Below are 22,402 nucleotides of genomic sequence, written 5' to 3'. Positions count from 1 at the left end.
CTCATGGTTTTTTAGAAATGACTATAGGGTAGTCTTCGGTTCGGTGAGAGGAACCAAACGGGCCGATGTTTTTTCCGCTCCATTTGTGTATGAAAAAATCGAAGATATGCAGTACAAATTCCACGATGGATTTGGTGTGATGTTTTTCAAATTGGATCCAGGTGGTTTTTTTATTATTCCTGTCTATGGAAACACCAAATAAAATTTCTTTAATAATCGGGCCTGAGAAGGAGTATTGCGGCACACATGATTTATGTGAGGAGTTTCGGTTGTAGATAGTGTGGTGAAACTCATCTCTAAGCTCTTGGTAGAACGTGCCGTCATCCTGGAATTTAAGATGACCTCCCTTGAGAATTTCCTCCAGCATCAGGCGAGTAATAACATGATTTTTTTCGTAATCCTGCCGTAATTTGGCAATGAGTTTTAATACGAAATTGATTTCCTCATGCTCGGTGTCCATGAGTTCGCCATGTTCAATCGTATGGGAAATACGATGAACGGTATCCCCATAGTGACATTCAATTTTGTTAAAAAAAGTGTTCAAACATTTTGAAACGGACATTGATAATTAAAATCACCTGGTTTTTGATTACCGTTATTATACGTTGATAATCTTAAGGTATGCTTAATAATTTTAAGGTTTTGTACCTGTTATGCCAAGGCTGCCGCGGGTATGCCATCATGAAACGGCTTAATTGTTATTGAAAATTATTGCTTTCATAATTAAGATGTCGGGGTTGTATGGCTGATATCGAAGCCGTTTATACTGTTTCTCGTTACAAACAGTACTGGAGTGATTCAATTTTCAAGGAGTGATGTGTGAATAAAAAATGTTTATCTATGGCCATAGCCGGATTGTGTCTGGTTGGGACTGCTTTTGGTGGTACGGCCGGTGTCAAGGCGCTTGATAAGGATGGTCCGATTTGTACTTCCGTGTTATGCGCGTTCAAAGTCAATGGTGGATTCTATGCCGGGGTTACCGGTTATTATGTGAGGCCAAGCGAGACGGGGATCGGTCAGGTAACCGACAGCTGGTTGTATGCCGGACAGGCAAGTTTTACCGCTCGAAGCAAGCCTTTTGATCCGGAGCATGACTGGGCCGGCAGCGTTAAAGTGGGATATAACTTTCCCGAGTCAGCCAATAATGTCGAAATCAGTTATTTGTTTCTAGATAATACAACTCATGCGGTCAATGATTTTTCCGACGGCTCCATTGGATTTGGAAGCATCCTGTTCCCTGACGCGGTTATTCCACCGACGCCGGGCTTTGTGAGTGACGCCTATTTAAAGTATGAAGTGAATCAGGTCGACTTGAAGGTGGGTAGAAAATACAGTGACGTTTCCGGTAATTTCTTTATTCGTCCATCCATAGGTGTTCGCTATGCCGAATTGAAACACCAGCTTACTTTCGCGGCTCCGGGTAATATGATTAGCAAATTTGACGGCGCCGGCCCCATGCTTAGTCTGGATGGTAACTACACGCTTGGCCAAGGGTTTGGACTGGTTGGCTATTTTGATTATGCGTTGATTGTCGGCAAAATCGACTCACATTCCTTTGTCAATCTGGCCGGTGTGGACTTTAATTTTGTCTGGCCTAAAAATGATAGAATCGTTAATAGCCTGACCGGCAAACTGGGAATCGATTACAGTCACACGTTTGCAAATGATACCAATGTGGTGGTTGAAGCAGGGTTTCAGGTGAATGAATATATCGATTCAATGGATACCATACGAGGAACACTGGCCTTTGGCAGTATTCAGAGAGTAGGCGGGAAAGAAACCAACAGTTTTGGATTCCGCGGCCCTTATATCAGCCTGACGGCTTATGCCTGATCTTGCTGCTTCTTCCTTAAGAGCCTCTTTTGTGAGGCTTTTTTTTCGCGCAAAAAACAGGGGGCGCCTGATAAAATAGGGTGATGTGATAAAACGATGACATGAAATACTGAAATATCTAGGCTATATGTGGTAATCTGTCTCTCCGGAAAGTATGTATGCGGCGAAAACAGAGGATCGTGACCCATTTCAACGGATGAAGGTTTCTTTGTATCGTTATAACAGCGATTTATGTCGAAATCGCAATACGCCCTGGAAATCCTGGCAGACTACGTACGGTTTTGATTGTTTGGATGGTTTTCTCCATAGAGATTTTAAAAAACGGCTCTCTGTAGAAGAAAATTCTGATTTTATGGAGTGACTTTGTGATGTTTGGTTTATTAAATTTATCCTTTTGGGGCTTTTTTGGGGCCTGTATCATCCTGACACAAATTACTATTGCGTCAGTCACTATCTATTTACATCGCTATCAAACTCATCGTGCCTTGACCCTGCATCCTGTGGTTAGTCATTTTTTTCGATTTTGGCTATGGCTAACGACCGGTATGGTGACTGCGGAATGGGTCGCTATTCATCGGAAACACCATGCAACCACTGATGTCGCGGGCGATCCTCATAGCCCTGCCTTGTTCGGGTTGAAAAAAGTATTTTGGGAAGTACCCGAATTATATCGTGAAGCGGCCAAAGACAAGGATATGATCGCAAAATATTCACACGGCACTCCAAAAGACTGGATAGAGCGCAGGTTGTACACCCGCCATAGTGCCAAGGGGATATTGCTCATGTTCTTGCTGGATCTGTTGTTATTTGGCATTCCAGGGGTAACGATATGGGCGATTCAGATGCTTTGGATCCCGATTTCTGCCGGTGTTGTTAATGGCGTTGGCCATTATTGGGGTTACCGTAATTTTGAATGTCCGGATGCCTCAACCAATGTTATCCCCTGGGGATTGTGCATCGGTGGCGAGGAATTACATAATAATCACCACACCTTTGCTTCCTCGGCTAAATTTTCAGTGAAGTGGTGGGAGTTTGATTTAGGCTGGATGTATATACGCTGTTTATCTTTTCTGGGATTGGCCAAAGTTAAAAAACTACCCCCAAAATTTCAGAAGGAAGAAGGCAAATGCCAGGTTGATCTGGAAACGGTCAAGGCCGTTATCGGTAACCGCTATCAGGTGATGTCTGATTATTACAAACGTGTCGTTTATCCCGTTCTTCTTCATGAAAAGCGTAACAGTGTCAAGTGCAAGGAGAGCAAGCGCTTGTTTCATCGTTGCGGGCGTCTCCTAAGGCGGCAGGAACGGTTGTTATCACCGAGTGCCCATTCGCGTTTGCAAGCCATGCTGCATCATTTTGAGCCCTTGCAACTGGTGTATAGTTATCGGCAATCGCTGCAGCAGATCTGGTTGAAAACCGCCTCATCCCAAAGCGAATTGATCGAGTCATTGCAAGTGTGGTGCAAACAGGCGGAAGAATCCGGCCTGGAGGCGTTACGTCAGTTTGCGCAACAATTAAGAAGTTATATTCCGCAAAAAACAGGTTATTGATTTGTTACGGGGTGGTTTATGCCACTCGACCAGGAATTTTTCAAATCGATAACATACTTTGATAATTCGTGGTATAATTGTCCAATAGTTGGCCACTATGGGTTTCTTATAACGTAAAAACCGTAAGTGGCTTCATCAACAGATTTATCCCAACGCCAAATGCTGATCGGGGTGTATCTATAAGGAAAATTCATGAATTTCAAAGCATTGGGACTTATTGACCCTTTAATTAACGCTGTTAATGAAATGGGTTACAGCGAACCGACACCCATTCAGGCGCAAACCATTCCGGTTATTTTACGTGGCCACGATTTGCTAGCCTCCGCGCAAACAGGCACGGGCAAAACGGCAAGCTTCGTTTTACCTATTTTGCAGCAAACAAATCAGAAGCCGCGTAGCAAACCCCGTGGCACAAAGGTATTAATCCTGACGCCTACCCGCGAATTAGCGGCCCAGGTTTATGACAATATAATCCAGTATGGACGACACTTGCCGCTGCGGGCAGAAGTTGTATTCGGAGGCGTTAAAATTAACCCTCAGATCAGGAAACTGAGCGTCGGTGTGGAACTTTTAGTGGCAACACCCGGGCGTCTGCTGGACTTGCAGAAGCAAGGCGCACTCCGATTGGATGACGTCGATACCCTGGTGCTTGATGAAGCGGATCGCATGTTGGACATGGGTTTTATCCATGACATTAAAAGAATCATTAAATTATTGCCTTCCAAGCGGCAAAATCTTATGTTCTCCGCTACGTTCAGTACAGAAATCCGTACATTGGCAAAAAGTATATTGAATCAGCCTCTGGAGATTGATGTTGCCCTTAGAAACACGACGGCTGTCTCCGTCAAACAATACATTCATCCTGTGGATAAAAATCGCAAACACGCGCTTCTCAGTCACTTAATCCACAAAAATAAATGGGGACAAACCCTGGTATTTTCACGAACAAAACATGGTGCCAACAAATTGGTAAAGCAATTGGCTGAAAGCCAGATTCATTCCGCGGCGATTCACGGTAACAAATCACAATCCCAGAGAACGAAGGCGTTAGCGGATTTCAAGACCGGGAAGGTCCATATTCTTGTCGCTACTGATATTGCGGCACGTGGTATTGATATTGAGAAATTACCTTGCGTGGTGAATTTTGACTTGCCGCAGGTTCCAGAAGATTATGTGCACCGTATAGGGCGTACCGGGCGTGCCGGGGAAACAGGTCTTGCTGTGTCGCTGGTCAGTGCGGATGAGGCGACGCAGTTACAATCCATTGAAAAATTAATGAAACAAAAGCTTGACCGCATCAGTATTGATGAGTTTGAACCACAACATCATTTACCGGCTTTTGTGGCACCTTCCTCTCCCAATAAGTCTGGCATTAATAAAAAAAGGGGTTACGGCTCCAATCCTCAAAAAGCCCGAAAAACATTTGGAAGAACCCCAAAGAAAGTATAACGGTAATGCCTTGCGGATCCATGTCGACAATCCTTCATTGAGAATAGTTTTTCTCCGAATTTTGATGTTTTAGACAAGTTTTGTTTTATTATGAGCCTATCTGGTATAGGCTCATTGTATAAATGCCACAAAATTGTTTGATCAAGATGGGTTGCTCGTAATCAGGTTCTTGCATGTCCAACCGCCTTATAAATAAAAATATTGATATTTATAGCTACCCTGACTTTCTGGAAGGCCATTCCGGTTCCCTGACTCTCGGTGACTTGCATGGTAATACCGTCAAACTGCTCCACTTCCTTTTCCGTCACCGGATAATCCGGTTTAAAAAAGAGATCGCCAATGTCAGGGACGCTTATCAACGCTTTGTTTTTATCTATGAACAATACGGGGATATCATTGAGCAATATCAGGAAAACCGTACCCTGCTGCAGTTTGCGCAAATAAAAAAAGCAAATATCAAAGAAAAACTGGCTGGTATCGAGAAGCAATTATCGCTTGGCGTTACTCCGGATAGACCGCAATACCAGTCATTAATCCACCGCTATCAACAGGCAACGGCCGATTTGCAGACGGCCCTCGAAAATGAAAAAAATCTGCAAGGTAAATTGCTGGAACCGAAAGACAAATTGTTGCACTTGGTTGCGCAGTTTCACCAATTCATGGAAAGCCTGGAAATTCATGATCACAAAGCCTTGATTCGCTTGCTTGGTGATGAAGTGTCCGATCGCGGCTTCTGTGATTATTTTACTTTAAAAATTCTTGATTTTTTGCACCAGAACCAGATCAAAAAACATGACACGATATCCAATCATGGTTGCGAATTTATCTATGCCTACGAAAAATTCCTGCAAGGTGATGAATGGAAACCTATGGGTAATATTCCTGATTTTCAAATCACTTCTTTTTGGGGATTGAAGATATTGCTGGAACAAGGCATTGTGACGGTGAATGAATTAAACCAGCTCATCGATGGTTATAAATCCGATTTAAAAATTATTGATTACACCATCAGTGAGGAAGGCATCACTTTATTCAGTCATGCCCCCATTCGTCTGGACACTATTCAATTATTGGCTAGCCGCCTGGGCGTCGTTTATGACGATGCCACTAAAGAGGGTCTGGCAGAAACCATAGAACAAATCAATAACCAGTTTCAATCTTATATTAATAACAACATTATCCATACGCTGTTTCATAATGATCAAATTGCCGATAAAACAAATATGTCTGAAGAAGAAAGAGCGGCGTACCCCTTGATATATCTGATATGGAATCGCTGGAACCAGGACAAGGAAACCAGCGACGCAAGACCCCAATGCCATAATGGTTATACTGTGACTTATGTTCACGGCCATGATTCCTTTCAGAGTCGACTTCCCTACGTTCACAATCTTGATACGCTTTGCGGCAAGGAAGCGCGAAAAACCGAGGAGAAAAAAATCAACAACGTCTTTCAATTTCTGAAGGAAAACCGGTATAAAGAAGTGGATAAAAGGGATGCGGAATTTTATCTTCGTAATGTTTTACGCTATAAAGTGCTGGATTCGGATGAGTTTGGCTTGCAAGCGCAATACAGGGCGGATGCGAAATCCGGTAATACCTCTTCAGCCAGGGATTGCAACGGTAGTCTTAAACAATTAAGTCGGCTGGGAAAACCGGTAGGAGAGCAGGATATAACCGCTCTTGATCGTACTGTTCAAACCACCACGGTGCGACCATGCCATGAGACGACGTCTCATGCTGAAGATAAAGGAGTCTACAAGGCAATACCCGGGATAACCTTGCCCCGTGCCTTTAAATGATGACTAAAAGGTAGATCCCCTCGCATTGTCCGGTATCATTGGTATCCCGTGTTCGATACGCTCCAAATTGGTATGGATTACACGGAGTTTTTCATGCGCGTCTTGCGCCCATTCGCCTATATCGCTTTCCGTTTTATTCGCAAAAAAGGAAGGTTTGTAAGTATCTCCGGAAATACGTTTTATTAAATTGCTGACGGGTTGAAACAGTTTTTCCCGGAAAAACCTTAAAAAAGGATGGAGGACATCATTGGTCAGACGCGCGAGCTTGTTGTCTGCAAGGCTGCCATGGATAACATTAAGAACATTGCCTATGAACGCTTGCTTGTCTACCTTTAGATGCGTGTAATCATCACGATGGGTGCGTAATTGGGTAAGCATCGGATCAAGGATAGCGAGACGCGGATCCGGATGTTCCCTGTTTCTGTACTTGTGTTCAATACGAGTTTTTTCGCTGTCAATGTTTCGAATCAATTGATCAACGGTTGCAACTTCAGGGCTTTCCTGACGCTCGATCATTTGCTGCTGTAATTGTCTTGCGAACTCTTCCCTGACTCTTAATGCGAGATGAATATTGCGCAACCGTTCAAAATCCAGGCTTACAATGTCAGACACGTAGCTATTGCGAGGTTTTGGCAATGAGTTAAAGTTTCTCTTTAAATCTTCAACGCCAGGACATTGACCCACCATGGCCAGATCAGTGCTTTTTAATGCTTCCAGTTCGGCAATCCGGGTATTTATATCGTATTGAACCAATTTATAGTAAAAGGCCATATTGGTTTCTTTTACTATATCGTCTATGGGAGCCATGGCTTTTGTAATGCGTGATTCCGCAAGCGCTTTCCTGTCCAGCAAGGTTTTTCTTGTATATTGTTGATTTATAAGGTAATCCTGACCACCTTTTGTATAGGATTCTAAATAACTTTTGAGTATCTGCTCCGCTTGAGCAATCGTCTGCTTTGTCTGGTTATTATAGTAAGCGGGTGTTTTTTTTATGGTTGCCAGTTTTTCCAGGTTTTCCCGGATATTTATTTTGATATGAGATTGATAAATGCTTTCGGTATTTTGACGCTCTTTCTCAGCACCTAACTCAGCATGGCTCAGCAACACCTTGTTCTCCATGAGAGCGTTTTTTATCTTTCCTAATTGTTCAATAGCTGCTTTCGTATGTGTAATTTGCAGCTCGATTCGGTCGCTTTCCAAAGGTATGGTTTGATGGGCGAGAGGCCCGTTCAATTCATGGTCGTCTGATTTTTTATTTTCGATAACAACCTGAGCTTCCTTGAAAATCTTGTTATGTTCATCAAGTAACTCCCTGACGGTCGGCTCGTCGTCAACCAGTGTTGTTTCACGCTGCCAGGTTTGCTCAATGAGCGTTGTTATTTCCTGAAATGCCAGCTCCAGATGAGCCAATTCCAGTCTGAATTGTTGCAGACGTGCGCCGATATTCGTGGTTTGTGATTTCGATTTGGTGGGTTCTTCATGGTGTTGGCGTACGGAAATATCAGCTGGATCAGGAACGACTTTAACGGATTCCATCTCGATGATACGATGAGAAATCAAATTCGTCGCTTGATTAAGTTCGGAAATAGATTGGTCGTATTTGTCCAGCGTGTTTTGATCGAGTTTCAGTAGTTTGTTATATAGCTGGACGCCGCTGATAAGACCATGTTTCCTTTGCGCTGATTGCAACGCGTCTTTTTTTTCCGCAGGAATCAGTTGATCGGTTTGCCATTTTCGAATCAGACTCAATTCCCTGATCGTCTGCTGTCTCGTTTGTACAAACGGAAGCAATTGCTCCTCATAAATTAATTTGATTTTATGAACCTGGTCATTGATCAAGGGATCGGCCAGTTGTTCCTTGGATAAATCATTTTCCAGTCTTGTGCGATGAAGTTCCAGTAATTTATCAAGAACTTCTCTTCGTTCTTTCATAGCCGGGCGCAGATCTTTTCGTTTTTGAACCAGTTCAATGATGGTCGGCTGAATTGCCGGGGGAGCTATGTAGGCAGGCCGGCTCTTTTTTTTCTTTGATACCTTCAGTACCTGCAGCCCCGGCAGGGTCTCGGCAACCGGATAAACACCATATTGTTTATCAACCAGTTGGCGGTATCTTGTTATGAGGTAGGTTATCCCCTGGGAACTGGTTGTGCTTTTGGGATAATCAATTTCATTTTGCAACGCCTTGCGAAGCGTATTAACGTATTGGGGATTGAGCATGTTTTCTGTGTTCGGGACAACGGGATTAACCTCTGTTTTACTGTTTAGGGGATTAGCAAGATTAATCAGGACGTTTAAGATGGCTACGTGTATCTTCTTTTTAAGATAGGCGCTTTGTTTATGAATGGCTGCCAAGGTTTCCTGTTTCGAGGTGTGCTTTGCCTGTTCCTCGATGCTTGTAATTTCTGATAAAAACACATCAATGGAATGATCTCCCACATGTTGATGAAACTGTTCAATCAACTTGGTGAGTGCATCCAGATTATCTCGAATTTTTTTTCTGGTAACCATTGATGACCTCGACTCGTTTACATTCTATAAAGCCATGCGTTTCTCATACTCTGTAGTGTATAATAGATACCTTAAGTGGATATTAAATGGGCTTTTTGTTGGTGACTTTTCTCTTTATGCGGGGCAATTTTTCATAAAATATCTGTAGTCCGTGAGGGAACTGCAAGCCGTATCCCGGGATTTCATGTGTGACTATTATGCTTGGGAGCGGGGTAGGCGTAGGGATTGATGCAGGAAATTCCTGGCATCAACCCATACTGATTTATTGGTTATTGCGAAAATCTCTAACCATTTTTTCAATTTCCTGCCGGGTATAACCGTAATGCTTTTGGAGTTTCCCGAAAATTTCCTCATGATTACCTTCAATTTCTTTCAGGTCGTCATCGGTTAGTTTTCCCCATGCTTTTTTCATTTTTCCTTTTACTTCGTCCCATTTACCTTCAAATATATCCCTATTCATTGCATTATCTCCTTGTATAAATAGTAATTGGAGCCAGAATTTATGCCACGAGCCATTTCATATTGCGCTATTTATGATCGTCATGAAATAAATAGTGGCAAAATAAAAGATAGTTGAACTTTGGAAACTTTGCCAGGAGAGCCGCTGAAGAACCGGTGATTGGTCTATGCTATAGAATACGGAAAAAACAAGGACAGTTTGATGAAAAAACAGGACGAAAGGAAGGACGATGAATGGTTAGCCCCGGTTTATGGCAGCCGTTGGGACATGTCATCAATGGCAAAAACCGACATTCCAGATGACTCTATGAGAGGTGATCAGGCTTTTCAGATTATTCGTGACGAAATGGGACTGCAAGGTAACCCATCCTTGAATCTGGCAACATTTGTAACAACCTGGATGGAGCCGGAAGCAGAGCGGTTGATGCAGTTGGGAGCCATGTATAATTTGATTGATGAAGACGAATATCCGCAATTGAAAATCATCGAAGATCGACTTATCCGGATGCAGGCCAGTTTATTTCATGCGCCAAAAGAAAATGATCCTGTTGGCATGACCACTTCAGGATCTTCCGAGGCGATCATGCTAGGATTGCTGGCTCATAAATGGCAATGGCGTAAACATCGCAGGGATAAAGGGCTGGGGGATTCCAGGCCAAACATTATTTTCGGCGCCGATGTTCATACCTGTTGGGAAAAATTTGCACGCTATTTCGATGTGGATATGAAAATTATTCCCATGAAACCGGGAAAATACACCATCAACGCGCACGATGTGCAGCCGTTGCTGGATGAATATACCATAGCAGTGGGCGGCATTGTCGGCACGACGTTTACCGGTCAGGTGGATGATGTGGCCAGTATTAACCAGCTACTGATCGAGCATAAGAAAAAAACAGGACAAGATATACCTATTCATATTGATGCGGCTAGTGGCGGGTTTGTCATGCCCTTTGCCAATCCTGATTTCGCCTGGGATTTTCGCCTGGAGCAAGTCCGCTCGATTAATGTGTCCAATCATAAATTCGGTCTGGTTTATGCTGGATTAGGTTCCTTGATTTTCAAGGATAAAAAGGATCTTCCAAAAGACTTGCCGTTCAAGATCAACTACCTGGGTGGCGCCATGGATAATTACAGTTTAAATTTTTCCAAAAGCAGCAGCATGCTTCTGGCGCAGTATTACAATTTTTTACGGTTCGGCAAGGAGGGATACCAGCGTATTATCGATGCGGTTATGCACAATGCGGTCATCCTTGAAAACTATTTAACAGACAGCGGGCATTTTGAGGTATTGACGGATACAAAATTTCTTCCGATCGTTGTGGTGAAATTAAAAGAGGAATTCGGTTTTACCGTTTTTGATATCTCAGGAGAACTAAAAAAATACGGCTGGATTATTCCTGCTTATTCGCTACCTGCCGAGGCGGAGGATATTTCGGTTTTAAGGATGGTGATCAAGGAAAACTTCAGTCATGATTTGGCGGAAAAACTCATTTCAGATATCAAGGAGGTTATCCGGAACTTGCAAGGGCAAACAACATCAAAACCGACAGTAGTGAAAGAACATCGCTCGAAAACCAAACCTCATCACATCTGTTGATAATTTTTTCTCAATGGACGCTCAATTTAACCCTGGCTCACGTAAAAAATTTACAATCCAGTGGGCAAAGAGCTTGTTGTCCACCGGTAATTGCAAGGATTTGACACTTTCTTCGGCAAGTTTTGGACCAAGAATGTCTCGACGCGTTTCAATAAGTGCCCGGGTATAGGATGTGCTGAACTCCGGATGGCCTTGTACCGTCATGAGATGATGGCCAATCTGCATCATATAAAAAGGGCAGAATGCACTGCCAGCAAGTATTTCCGCCTCTAAAGGGGGAGTTATAACCTGATCCTGATGACTTACCGGCAAATGAAGCGAGTTTTTGCCCGGTGTCATCCAGGGTTGTTGCCGGGTGATTTGATTTTGCGATACGCCGATACCCCATCCTTGCGGCGCCTTGTCTACTTGTCCTCCCAGCACTTTGGCAAGCAGTTGATGTCCGAAACAGATCCCCACAACCTTTTTTTCGGCATGATGCAGTTGCAGGAGAAATTCTTCCAGTTTTGTGATCCAGCGGTAACCGTCCAGAACACCATGGCGGCTTCCGGTGATCAGATAAGCGTCTGCCGCGTCAATATGTTTAGGCAATTCTTCCCGTTCTGCGTTATATACCGGGAAAATCAGTGTCGGGTCGGCTTGCAGAAGCAGTCTGGCAAACATGGCCGGGTATTGGCCATGAATCGAGGCGAGAGGTTCTTTGACCTGGTCACAGAGTAATAGGCCAAGCTTCATTGCAGCACCTGTAGTTCGCCAGTGATTGCCGCAGTTAGAATTTGCCTGTAGCGGTCGGCATCGAACAAAAGCGGATTGCCTTGCGCACAGGGATCGTCTTTCGCCATATTGGCAATGCGGTCAATTTGCTGAAGATCGATACCAATGTCTTTTAAACGGCTCTCGATGTTTAATTCCTGCCGCAGACTCAATACCCAGTCCACAAACCCGTCAAAACCGTTGGAAATATGCAAATAAGCAGCCAGGCGGGTAATTTTAGGTTCAATGGCTATGCGGTTGGCCAACAACACATAAGGCATCAAAATGGCGTTTAAACGGCCATGATGAGCGTCGTAGATAGCACCCAGGGGATGGGCAAGCGCGTGCATGGCTCCCAAACCTCGCTGAAAGGCGGTCGCACCCATGGCAGAGGCGACCAGCATTTGGGTTCGCGCCGTCAAATCATGGCCGTTTTTTGTCGCGCGCGGCAAATAGTCTTTGATAAGCCGTATGCCCTCCAGGGCGATGCCCTCTGCCATCGGATGGTAATAATTGGCACAATAAGCTTCCAGATTGTGGGACAAGGCATCCATTCCGGTCGCGGCCGTAATGGCAGGCGGCAGCCCCAGGGTCAATTCAGGGTCCAGAATGACCATTTTAGGCAGCATGTCGGGGTGAAAGATGATTTTTTTTAATTGCCGGTGCGTATCGGTAATGACGGAGGAGCGCCCGACTTCCGAGCCGGTACCCGCCGTGGTGGGCAATGCCACAACAGGGGCTATGCCGGCGGTATGAACCCGTTTCCAATTGTCACCCACGTCTTCAAAATCCCATATGGGGCGGCTTTGTCCGGCCATCAGGGCAATGGCTTTGGCGGCGTCAAGAGCCGAACCGCCGCCGATAGCGATGACACCGTCGTGTTGTCCGCTACGATACGCGTCTACACCCTCCATGACATTTTCAGCGGTGGGATTGGATTTAATCCCGCAAAATAGTGAAATCTTTAAATGTTTTGTACGGCAACGCTGCAAAGCCTGATCGATAAAGGGTAAAGGAGCCAGACCGGGATCAGTAACCAGCAGGGGGGCGTGCATCCCCAGATCATGGCATACCTCGGCCAGTTCGCCCGCGCGGCCCGCGCCTACCCGTATCAACGTGGGATAATTCCAGTTTGCTTGTAAGGATGATGCGTTCATGCTGCAAAATTCCTGTTAGATGATCGTTTTTAAGTGAAAGGATTTGGGGCGAGTCAGCGATTCGTAGCCCAGTGAGGACAAACTTGAACCGTAACCGGAATGCTTGACCCCGGTCCAGACCAGTGCCGGATCAAGGTAATCACAGCGATTGATAAAAAACGTGCCGGTATCGACTTGTTCGCCGATTCGGGTGCCTGCTTCAATATCACGGGTGAACACGGCCGCCGTGAGTCCGTATTCGCTGTCATTCATAAGGGTGATGGCTTCGTCGTCATCGGATACTTTCATAATACCGACCACAGGCCCGAACGATTCTTCCGTCATGACCCGCATGAGGTGACTGACTTCCGTCAGGATCTGGGGAGCCATGTAGGCGGATCCGGGTTTATCCATGGGAAAATCCTGGCTGTTAATATGAGCCGACGCCCCCATGGTCAGGGCTTCGTTAATTTGACCGCGAACAAAATCTGCCGCTGACGCGCGAATAAGGGGCCCCAGGGTCGTTTCAGGATCATCGGGGCGGCCAAGTTTGTATTGTCTGGCGATCCCTACTGCTTGATCGATGAACGAATCATAAACGTTTTGATGCACGTAAACGCGTTCTATGCCGCAACAGGATTGGCCGGAATTAAAAAAAGCGCCGTCGACAACGGTTGCCGCCGCATACCCGATATCCGCGTCTTCCCGGACGTAGGCAGGATCTTTGCCGCCCAGTTCCAGCCCGAGCGTGATGAAACGTCCGGCGGCCATACACTCAACCATTCGTCCTCCGGATACGGATCCGGTGAAAGCCACGTGGTTCACGACCGGCGATTGAATGATTTTTTCCGTATCCTCATGGGTTAAATGCAGATATTGAAAAACGCCTTTAGGTAATCCGGCTTGCTTGAAAACCTCGGCAAAGCGTTCAGCGACCAGCGGGGTTTGTGCGGAATGTTTTAATATGACGACATTGCCGGCCATTAAAGCGGGGATAATGGCGTTTACCGCAGTCAGATAAGGATAATTCCAGGGTGCTATGACCAGAACAATGCCTAAAGGTTCCCGCCTGATATAACGAACAAATCCCTGTTTTTCCGGCAGATTAATGGGGGAGAGAGCGGTACGGGCTGCGGCAATCATATAACGGGCGCGTTCTTCCAGACCGTTTATTTCCCCGGCGGCGTACTGGATGGGACGTCCCATTTGCCAGCAAATTTCATTGGCGATGGCATCGGAATGAGCGACGAGTGTGTCAATGGCCGCCGTACATAAGGCTTCTCGTTCGAACAATGGCATGGACCGCCAGTTTTTTTGTGCGTCCCGGGCTTTTGTCAACGCCGCCTGAATCTCGCTCTGACTGGCAAAATCACGCTCCAGGTAAACGGAATTATCAATGGGTGAATAGACTTTGAATGTGTCGTTCATATGTTGTCCGAATCAAATGATTTCAAAATAGCGATCGAGTTCCCAATCGGTGATATGCCCCCTGAATTCCCGTTCCTCCCATTCCCGGGAAGCGGCAAAATGCTCTATGAACGGGTCGCCGAACAAGGAGCGGGCGGCTTGTGATTGCCTCAGCCGTTGCGCCGCTTCCCACAACGTGTGGGGTAAAGCCAGTTCCTCCGGGTGCGGCTGTGCATACGCGTTGCCTTTTACCGGCTCCAGGGGTTCCCACTCCTGCTCAATGCCGTACAATCCTGAAGCCAGAGCGGCGGCCAGAGCCAGATATGGGTTCGCGTCTGCGGAACCAAGCCGATATTCAATGCGTTGCGATTTGTCGCTGCCCGGAATGAGCCGCAAGGCCGTCGTACGATTTTCTACGCCCCAGGTTGCATCCGTTGGTGCCCAGAAGCCCGGAATCAGGCGCGTGTAGCTGTTCACCGTCGGGGAGACCATTGCCAGTAGTTCCGGCATGAGCCGTTGTTGTCCGGCCAGAAAATGGCGCTGGATCTTACTGATATTATGAGTTTGGGAGGCGTCGTAAAAGGCGGACTCCCCACGCTTTGCATGACGAAGGGAAAGATGGATGTGTCCGCTTTGCCCGGGATAGTGGGGCGACCATTTGGCCATGAAGGTCGCCATCAGGTTATTACGTTGTGCCAGAATTTTCATAAACGTCTTGAATAAAGCCGCCTTGTCTGCGGCCGCTTCGGCATGATCCACCGTGATGGCCGCTTCAATGACGCCAGGCCCCGTTTCCGCATGCAGACCCTCAATGGGAAAATCCATGCGTTCGCCCATATTCAGAATTTGATGATATAAATCCGCATGCACGGTATTACGGATGATGGAATAACCGAAAAAATCCGGAGTGATGGGTTTTAAATTGCGAAATCCCTTGTCCCGTATGCTGTCTGGCGTTTCATCAAACAGAAAGAACTCATATTCCAAAGCAGCATAGGGAGTAAACCCCATCGCGGCTGCTTTTTCAATGGTCCGGCGCAGTACGCCGCGAGGGCATAACGCTTCCGCCTTATCGGAAAATTCCGCCATGAACAACAATTGATTGTCTTCAAAAACCAGTTCCCGGCAGGTGTTCGGCAGAATTCGAACGGCGGTATCCGGATAACCTGTGTGCCATCCGGTGTACTGGCTGTTGTCGTATAGTCTGTCTTTGGAATCCCAGCCTAAAATGACGTCGCAGAAGGCAAAGCCATTATCCAGGGCAGAAAAGAATTTGTTGCGGCTCATGTACTTGCCAAGCATGACGCCGTCCATATCGAAAATTCCGATTTTGACATGAGAGAGGTTGCGTTCTTCAACAATGCGTCTGGCATCGTCCTTTGTAACGATTTCGCGTGGATTGAGCATGGCATGTCCTTGTGCGTAAATAGTCCGTGAACCGGCATTTCAAGAGCCATGATATAGGAAATTCATCGTTTCATGAATAGGATAAGTGCGCAGAGCCGAGGTTCCGTGAACCTAAAGTCCCAGCCAGCGAATGAAACGATCGGTAAGCTTCAATTGAACCGCCGGTTTGGCATCAAACCGCACGGTGTAGCTTGTGACGGGTTCCGGGGTGTCGGCAGAATTCGTCCGGGGTTTTACCTCCAGTATTTTCCCCATGGGCACGATGTGCATTTCAGTGGCATAATAACCGCGCTGCATTTTGACAACAGGGATAACAAAATAGATGGCGTCGAGATTAGCCTGTCCGCCATTATTCGGGTTGGCGGAATTGGCTATCATATTATTAAATTCGCCCTTGCTTAAGGCAATGTATTCGAGATCATTGATACGGCGGCGCAGCATGCGCTCGAGCGGCGCGCTGTTGTGAAATACGCGCTGGTAGGTATCGGCGGTCATGACGACGATGGGTTCCTGTTCCTCGCGGCGGTTGTTTTTATTGATGTCCGCAAAAAGTATGGCTTCGCGTTCCTGGTTTTCAACCAGAGTCGGTTTTAATTCCTCATCGGCTTTGACCGCGGTTGTTGTTTTCGCATACGAATCGCAATTTAAGAACCGCGATTTTGTAAACCAGCCGTCACTGGGATAATAGGCGACCAAAAAAGACTTTTCCTTGATGGTGTTGATGATCGCTTTGCTCAGAGGTTCGGGTACGGCGGGACATCCCCAGCTTCGTCCCGCGCGGCCGTATTTTTTGATGAATTTTTCACTAACATACCAGCCGCCGTGCATCACAACATAACGATTGGAGGCGTTATCGTTAAAACCTCGATCCAGTCCCGCCAGCCTTAAGGACAAGCCATGACGGCCATAATAGGCCTGCTCCGTAAAATAAACCCCGATGCTGCTGGCCTTGCTGTTGTATTTATTGGAAAAGTATCTGGATAGCCGTGCCCCGGAGGTAATGCCGTGCGATACGTAAGTGTGGAAAATCAGCGTTTTTTTATGCAAATCAAATACCCACAGACGTTTTTCGCTGGAGGGCAGGGAATAATCAATAATAGTCAACGTACCATTGCCATCCATATGAAACGCTTTGGCACAACGTAAAGCGGTTAATACCTTGCTGATCACCGGTTTTCTTAACCCGGCTTTTTTTTCATGCAGCATTTGATTGATGGTCACGACAGGTTTTAACAGGGAGATGGGATACATGGGCCGGGGATTGACGTAATGAATCACGGCATTAAAAAACTCGTTCTGACGCACCATATCCCTGACTTCTGAAAAGGTGTAGGCGGACTCGGAAAAACATGCTCTTGAAACTGCTAGTAGTAATAGCAGTGTTTTAAACATAATCATTCCTTGATGGCATTTGCTGTTATTAATGTTCTTATAATAATCACTATAGCTTAAATTTGAATAATTGTTTGCCTCCTCGCTCGAAGGGAAATCACTTTCCCTTGAGCTTTTGACTTCCTGTTCAGTATTTGAAATAAATAGACTTATGATATTTATTCATAAACTGATGACGTTTGATTGTCAGTCGTTGAGCCTTGATTTGCAGCAGCATCGCTGCTCGCAATTACCATGCGATCCTTAACTCCGCTGACGCCTTGAACGCCATTGACCAGGTTTAAAATAGATTGCTTTTGCTGGGCAGAAGCAACGTCTCCTGATAGATAAACCACACCGTCTTTTGTTTCAACACTAAGCGTCCATGCCGGCAGATCCTTGTCCATAATGTCCGCTTTGATTAGTGCGCCTTTAATTTTTGCGGTGATGTAGGTGTCTTTTAAAGGTTGTTGACTGTCTTTAACCGTTAGATTATCAACATTAACATCCTTAATTCCAGGGGTTGATTCAGTCAGTGTAATGATTTTTTCATAGTCGGTGTCTGAATCCACCTTGCCGGATAGACTGGCTATTCCATCAGTCACAGTCACATTAACCTTGTCTTTAAAATGGGCTAACGCGGCTTGAAGGGACTGTAGAATGGCCGTATCACTTGCACTCGATGTGGTTTGAGTAGCAGGAATACCTGGTGTGGTTGTGTCCGTTTGCACAGCAGCCGGAGCCCCGTTTTGGGAAGGCGTGTTGTTGTAATTATCTGCATGAGCAAGCATTCCAAAACTCATACAACCACTGACTAACAGTATTGAATACGTCTTTAATCTGTCCATGATAGACCTCCTGTTATCCTGAATCGTTAAGTCGATAATTGTTTTTTCTCTTAAAAAATAAATTTTATGAGACATCAAAAAATATAGAAAAATAATTTTTATTATAAATAATTTTTGATTGAATATTGATATTAGATCAATGCAATAAAATTGTTATCGACTTAATAACCATGATAATGAAATTGCAAGATAATTCCGTCAAAAAATTTTGAAATCACTCTTTTGCATCATGGTATTTTTAATTATAGACCATGGGTTAAATTATGGAAAAAGTCGTTGGTATTCTGTTTTGATTATAGAATCTTTCCATTTATTTAAATCGAATGATCACTGTTTTTAATGAGAAAAAAGCCAATGTTCTATACTAAAAAGCAGGTGATTATGGAAATGTTATTTCCTCAAGGAGTGAATCATGTTAAGTTGGGCAATATTTTTCTTTATTATTGCAATCATTGCAGCAGCTTTAGGGTTCGGAGGTATTGCAGGAGCAGCTGCTTCCATTGCAAAAATACTATTCTTTTTATTTCTCATTATCTTTGTGGTACTGCTGATAAGCAGCTTGTTAGGACGAAGACCACCGCCGCCACCGGTATGATAGGGCGTCTCAAATACCACTGTTAATGAATAAAATGTCATGGCGATTCAATCCCGTTGTCCAGGGATAGGAATGGCCGTGGCATTAGGTTCACGGAGTCTTGGTTCTGTGCGGTTGGGACTTGTTGACACGTCATTATTCCAGCGCTTTATGATAACTTTCCTGCAGATAACAGGTAGCCAAAAGGACGATTACGGTCCATCCGAACGTATACCAGGCGGGTGCGTAAAAATTACCGGTGAATTCAATGAGGGTCAGTGCCACTAAAGGGACGGTGCCCCCGAATAGGGCCTGGCCGATGTTATATCCTATCGATGTTCCGCTGGCGCGGACTGATGTGGGAAACAATTCTGCGAGAATAGTGGGTACTGTGGCGTTTAATGGCGCGAGGGTCATGCTCAATATCAATTCGCTCCATAACGCGTTCCACCAGTCTTGGCTGATTAACAAGCGAAAAACGGGAAAAATAAAGATAAAAAGACCGAAAATACCAAGTAAAAAAACCGGCTTTCTTCCTATGAAATCGGAAAGTAATCCCATCGCGGGGATTAGAATGGTTAAAAGAAAAAGGGCTATGAAATTTATCATTAAAGCGTCACGCAAACTGAACCCAAACGTTTTGACCAGGAACGTGGTGGCATACGCAATTAAAATGTAGTTTCCTAATGCCATTATGCTGGTGAATATAACGGCAAGAACCAATGGTTTTCTATATTTTGTAAACACCAGTTTTGCCGGTAATTCCTCGCTGCGTTTTTCAAGTAAAAAGCGCGGTGATTCCACGCTTTTTACTCTGAGATAAATGCCGAAAATTCCTAGAATACCGCCCAGAAGATAAGCCAGTCGCCATCCCCAATGCAATAAAAAGGAATAGTCAAAAACACTGCTGAGTATGGATGCGGTCAGGGAGCCGGCAAAGATGCCGAGGAATGCGGTACTGAGAATCAAGCTGCCTGCAAATCCACGGCGATGGGCAAAAAAATGCTCGATAAGAAACGTGGCTGAGCCGGGAAGTTCACCGCCGACGGCAACGCCCTGTATGAGACGCAGGAAGGTAAACAGAATGGGGGAGAACACACCCATCTGTTGATAGGGTGGAATAAAGGCGATGGCAAGCGTGGACAGCGTCATGATGGTTACGGAGACAATCAACGCCTTGCGTCGACCGGCGTAATCCGCCAAATGGCCAATTAAGGCTCCGCCAATCGGGCGCATGAGAAAACCTATAGCGAACACACCAAATGTTGCGATCAGGGAGACGAAATGAACGTCGGAAGGAAAGAACAGGGAAGCAAACAAGGGGGCGAAACTGGCGTAAAGCAGAAAATCATACCATTCCAGGGCATTTCCATATAAGCCGGCAAGAACGCTTTTTTTACTGGTGTTGTCCATCGTTCTATATTAAATTCCCCGGCAGGGAAACACAAGCAGGCTTTTTTTATCGATTGATGATAACCGAGTTTGGTTTGCGATGATGAACAAGAGTGTATGATGAACGTATTAGAAACCGACCGCCTGATTCTTCGTACCTGGGAAGAGGGTGATTTGGAGGCGATGGCGGTTATTGATCAGGATCCCGAAGTCCGGAGGTATTTACCCGGACAGGGCAGTCCGGAAGAAACACGGGCCGCTATACAACGGTTTAACCGTCACTTTCGCGAGAAAGGTTATTCCCTCTATGCCGTCGAATTGAAAGAAACTCACGAAATGATAGGGTTTCTGGGGTTGATGACGCCATCTTTTGAAGCGCATTTTACTCCGGCCACGGAAATTGGCTGGCGTCTTTCTGCAAAACATTGGAATCGGGGGTATGCCACGGAAGGTGCGAAAGCGGTTTTGCACTACGCGTTTACGGGGCTTGGTTTTGATGACATTGTGTCTTTTACGGTTGTAGACAACAAGGCGTCACGCCGGGTGATGGAAAAAATTGGTCTGCGGCACAATGCTGAAGACGATTTTAACCATCCGAAACTGGAGCCGGGAGATCCTTTAAGACCCCATGTCCTTTATCGGCTATCGAAAGCAGAGTATTTAAATGAATACCAGGCTCTGTGAGCCAAATGTTTTTTGTCCATCTTTTTGCAAAATACCGGTAGCCCGTAAGGAGGCCTGCGGCCGTATTGCGGGTTTTATGGTCCAATATGGTAATGGCAGAACAGGTGCACGCCTAAGTGAGCGTTATCCCGCATTTCGGCTTCGCCTTCATAATGGGCTACAGAAAACACTGCAAAAAAGGACAACGCTTTTTCTCTCTGGCTCAAAGCGAGCATTAAACGGCTCAGACGGTAATAAATATCCCCTGTCTGCAACGTGTCGCCCTGACAATATTCCTGTTGTTTCTTTTATTTTTTCGTCTGGTGTCAACATGATGTTGTCTCGTTGCGCCGCCTTTTTCCGGTTTGTGGCGAAGTGACCGTGATAAACAGGGGGAACATCAAGATCAACCGAGCGGTTGCCGTCCTGAAATTTTTATTGGTTTTGTAATGGTAATCGGCCTAAAATGAACCAGGCTTTCCGGCTGTTTTTCCACAGTCGCGAGACGAAATGTCAACAAGCTTTATTAAGGACGATAAAACATGAAGAAGATGATTCAGGGACTTGCGCTGGCGTGTTGTTGCGTGCTCTGGTCGTGTGTGGTTCTGGCGGACAAACCCTACAACGAACTGGAAATAAGACAGGCCACGTTGACCCAATACCCTGAAATAATTCGTATTCCGGAAGATGGTGTAGAGGTTACCATTGGTGATTTGCATGGTAACGCATTGAAATTACTTTATTTTTTAATAAGCAATGACGTGATTACCGTATCACGGGAGAATTACAGGCGGTTTGTGGCTATTTATGGAAAAAATCCCGAAAAACTCACTGAAAAGGATTTGGTTTTATTTCATGACATGCTGGATGCGGCCAGCGTCAATACCCGTCATAAAATACGTTTTTTAGGCGACGATTTATGTGATCGGGGCATGAATGATTATTATACCCTGTCTATTTACAAGAAACTCGATACGGCCGGTGTTGCTTTTGACATTGTTTTATCCAACCATGGTCATTTTTTCCTGACGGCTTTGGAAAGGGATGAGCCATCGTTTGACTATAATCCTTATGGCGAAGGCCGGCATGAATCTACCGTTCGCTCCATGCTGAATATGGGCAAACTGATTGCCCGGGGCCTGGTTGATAAACGGGATATTCTCGATACCATTCAAACACAGTATCTAAAACATCTTGTGCTGCCGGGTTATGTGCTGAATGAAAAAAAACAGGAAATCACCATTTATAGCCACGCGCCTCTGGATCTGGCGATGCTGGCGGCGCTGGCCGAGGATTTGAATCTTCCTTTCCGTGATAGTGATTTAAAAAGCCTGGCTGAAAGTTTCGATGGCATTAACCGGCAAATTCATCAATGGATTATGGCTCATACCTTGACGGCCCATTACAGGGAACTGAAAGAAAAACACGAGGAACAAGGTAGGTCAAGTCCTCTGGCTGACGTGTTGTGGAATCGTAATTACACGATTCTGGAACGGGAACATCATCCGAAAGGCAAGGCGTATTCCGTCAGTTATGTTCATGGCCACGATTCCACGTCCAACGTGTTTGATCTGGATAATGTGTTTGGCAAAGGCGATCGCCACCATTATGGGCCTTACGCCGTTCATCTGACGCACTCGTAAGGTTATT

Annotated in this window: 18 protein-coding genes; 8 read left to right on the top strand and 10 right to left on the bottom strand. The window is 45.4% G+C overall.

Features of this window, described 5'->3' with window-relative positions; all coding sequences use genetic code 11:
- Position 1: 1 nt before the first annotated feature.
- On the bottom strand, positions 2-562 hold the full coding sequence (locus CKW05_RS11940) for a hypothetical protein (protein WP_058484681.1): 561 nt from the start codon (positions 560-562) through the stop codon (positions 2-4).
- A 257-nt stretch (positions 563-819) separates the two neighbouring features.
- Here CKW05_RS11940 and CKW05_RS11935 point away from each other — a divergent pair, with 257 nt between their 5' ends.
- From CKW05_RS11935 to wip (CKW05_RS11915), 4 genes are all read left to right on the top strand, one after another.
- The gene (locus CKW05_RS11935; protein ID WP_231950594.1) at positions 820-1,833 is read left to right on the top strand and encodes an Lpg1974 family pore-forming outer membrane protein; all 1,014 of its coding nucleotides are present in this window, start codon (positions 820-822) and stop codon (positions 1,831-1,833) included.
- Positions 1,834-2,198: 365 nt separating this feature from the next.
- On the top strand, positions 2,199-3,383 hold the full coding sequence (locus CKW05_RS11925) for a DesA family fatty acid desaturase (protein ID WP_058484678.1): 1,185 nt from the start codon (positions 2,199-2,201) through the stop codon (positions 3,381-3,383).
- A gap of 192 nt (positions 3,384-3,575) precedes the next feature.
- A complete protein-coding gene (locus tag CKW05_RS11920) occupies positions 3,576-4,832 on the top strand; it encodes a DEAD/DEAH box helicase (protein ID WP_058484677.1) in 1,257 nt (418 codons plus the stop codon).
- Between the two features lie 173 nt (positions 4,833-5,005).
- Positions 5,006-6,634 carry a Dot/Icm T4SS effector Wip gene (wip, locus tag CKW05_RS11915; protein ID WP_065238440.1) on the top strand — a complete coding sequence of 543 codons (1,629 nt, stop codon included), beginning with the start codon at positions 5,006-5,008 and terminating at the stop codon, positions 6,632-6,634.
- 3 nt (positions 6,635-6,637) lie between these two features.
- On the opposite strand, the gene CKW05_RS11910 is transcribed toward wip (CKW05_RS11915), so the two are convergent.
- Complete coding sequence (locus tag CKW05_RS11910) at positions 6,638-9,142, bottom strand: hypothetical protein (protein WP_058484676.1); 2,505 nt, start codon at positions 9,140-9,142, stop codon at positions 6,638-6,640.
- A 262-nt stretch (positions 9,143-9,404) separates the two neighbouring features.
- A complete protein-coding gene (locus tag CKW05_RS11905; RefSeq protein ID WP_058484675.1) occupies positions 9,405-9,602 on the bottom strand; it encodes a CsbD family protein in 198 nt (65 codons plus the stop codon).
- 201 nt (positions 9,603-9,803) lie between these two features.
- Between CKW05_RS11905 and CKW05_RS11900 the strand changes: the two genes are divergently transcribed.
- Positions 9,804-11,201, top strand: a complete 1,398-nt coding sequence (locus CKW05_RS11900; RefSeq protein ID WP_058484674.1) for a glutamate decarboxylase — start codon at positions 9,804-9,806, stop codon at positions 11,199-11,201.
- A gap of 21 nt (positions 11,202-11,222) precedes the next feature.
- Here CKW05_RS11900 and CKW05_RS11895 read toward each other — a convergent pair whose 3' ends face one another.
- From CKW05_RS11895 to CKW05_RS11870, 6 genes are all read right to left on the bottom strand, one after another.
- On the bottom strand, positions 11,223-11,936 hold the full coding sequence (locus CKW05_RS11895) for a glutamine amidotransferase-related protein (RefSeq protein WP_058484673.1): 714 nt from the start codon (positions 11,934-11,936) through the stop codon (positions 11,223-11,225).
- Complete coding sequence (locus CKW05_RS11890) at positions 11,933-13,111, bottom strand: iron-containing alcohol dehydrogenase (RefSeq protein WP_058484672.1); 1,179 nt, start codon at positions 13,109-13,111, stop codon at positions 11,933-11,935. The genes CKW05_RS11895 and CKW05_RS11890 overlap by 4 nt, the downstream gene beginning before the upstream one ends.
- Positions 13,112-13,126: 15 nt before the next feature.
- The gene (locus CKW05_RS11885) at positions 13,127-14,518 is read right to left on the bottom strand and encodes an aldehyde dehydrogenase family protein (protein WP_058484671.1); all 1,392 of its coding nucleotides are present in this window, start codon (positions 14,516-14,518) and stop codon (positions 13,127-13,129) included.
- A gap of 12 nt (positions 14,519-14,530) precedes the next feature.
- A complete protein-coding gene (locus tag CKW05_RS11880) occupies positions 14,531-15,904 on the bottom strand; it encodes a glutamine synthetase family protein (protein ID WP_058484670.1) in 1,374 nt (457 codons plus the stop codon).
- A gap of 111 nt (positions 15,905-16,015) precedes the next feature.
- Positions 16,016-17,296, bottom strand: coding sequence for a murein L,D-transpeptidase catalytic domain family protein (locus CKW05_RS11875; RefSeq protein ID WP_058484669.1), 1,281 nt, complete (start codon positions 17,294-17,296; stop codon positions 16,016-16,018).
- 158 nt (positions 17,297-17,454) lie between these two features.
- On the bottom strand, positions 17,455-18,123 hold the full coding sequence (locus tag CKW05_RS11870; RefSeq protein ID WP_058484668.1) for a BON domain-containing protein: 669 nt from the start codon (positions 18,121-18,123) through the stop codon (positions 17,455-17,457).
- Positions 18,124-18,535: 412 nt separating this feature from the next.
- Between CKW05_RS11870 and CKW05_RS11865 the strand changes: the two genes are divergently transcribed.
- On the top strand, positions 18,536-18,718 hold the full coding sequence (locus CKW05_RS11865) for a DUF1328 family protein (protein WP_082642841.1): 183 nt from the start codon (positions 18,536-18,538) through the stop codon (positions 18,716-18,718).
- Between the two features lie 135 nt (positions 18,719-18,853).
- On the opposite strand, the gene CKW05_RS11860 is transcribed toward CKW05_RS11865, so the two are convergent.
- The gene (locus CKW05_RS11860; protein ID WP_058484666.1) at positions 18,854-20,110 is read right to left on the bottom strand and encodes an MFS transporter; all 1,257 of its coding nucleotides are present in this window, start codon (positions 20,108-20,110) and stop codon (positions 18,854-18,856) included.
- Between the two features lie 99 nt (positions 20,111-20,209).
- Here CKW05_RS11860 and CKW05_RS11855 point away from each other — a divergent pair, with 99 nt between their 5' ends.
- Both CKW05_RS11855 and wip (CKW05_RS11845) read left to right on the top strand, forming a co-directional pair.
- Positions 20,210-20,773, top strand: coding sequence for a GNAT family N-acetyltransferase (locus CKW05_RS11855; RefSeq protein ID WP_058484665.1), 564 nt, complete (start codon positions 20,210-20,212; stop codon positions 20,771-20,773).
- 521 nt (positions 20,774-21,294) lie between these two features.
- Positions 21,295-22,395, top strand: coding sequence for a Dot/Icm T4SS effector Wip (gene wip / locus CKW05_RS11845; protein ID WP_133141194.1), 1,101 nt, complete (start codon positions 21,295-21,297; stop codon positions 22,393-22,395).
- Positions 22,396-22,402: the final 7 nt, after the last annotated feature.

The sequence above is a fragment of the Legionella spiritensis genome (genome assembly GCF_900186965.1).
GTDB classification, from domain to species: domain Bacteria; phylum Pseudomonadota; class Gammaproteobacteria; order Legionellales; family Legionellaceae; genus Legionella_C; species Legionella_C spiritensis.
Note: the sequence above shows the minus strand (reverse complement) of the source record. Positions and strands in the feature narration are given on the sequence as shown.